Source organism: Corynebacterium jeikeium (genome assembly GCF_000738175.1).
GTDB lineage: Bacteria > Actinomycetota > Actinomycetes > Mycobacteriales > Mycobacteriaceae > Corynebacterium > Corynebacterium jeikeium_C.
The window spans coordinates 1-400 of record NZ_JFCH01000003.1 but is presented as its reverse complement, the minus strand read 5'-3'; the positions used below and the strand labels follow the sequence as shown (position 1 = coordinate 400).

Annotated in this window: 1 protein-coding gene; it reads right to left on the bottom strand. The window is 51.2% G+C overall.

All coding sequences use genetic code 11. From position 1 onward, the window contains the following. Nucleotides 1-353 (bottom strand): terminase gpP N-terminus-related DNA-binding protein (locus JQ46_RS10840; RefSeq protein WP_424647988.1); only part of this gene is annotated, 353 nt, incomplete at its 3' end. Nucleotides 354-400 lie beyond the last annotated feature (47 nt).

Below are 400 nucleotides of genomic sequence, written 5' to 3'. Positions count from 1 at the left end.
TTGTGCTTATTGCTGAGCTGACCCGGGATGACGCTGACGTCTTTTTTTACAAGTTCCAGCTCCTTTTCCAAAACAGCCTTGTCAACGAGCAGTTGAGCCATTTGCTTTTTCAGTTCTGCAGGATCATCGGCTAATGATTTCTCGAATGCTGCTCGGGTGGGCATGCGAGTGTGCTCTTTGCGTTCTCTTTTCGACATCAAACCCCATTCTCCCTCTTCACGGTGGCGTTGTGCCCAAGAATAGACACTCATCTTTGAGCGCAGTTCGCATTCCACAGCGATGTCAGCTGGTCTCCAACCAGCGTTGAAGAGCTCAACAGCGCGAAGCTTGACCTCAAACGGGTAGCGGGTCAATGTTTTTGACTGTTTGCGGGGTCGACCAGGTTTGGCGGGTTCACGCA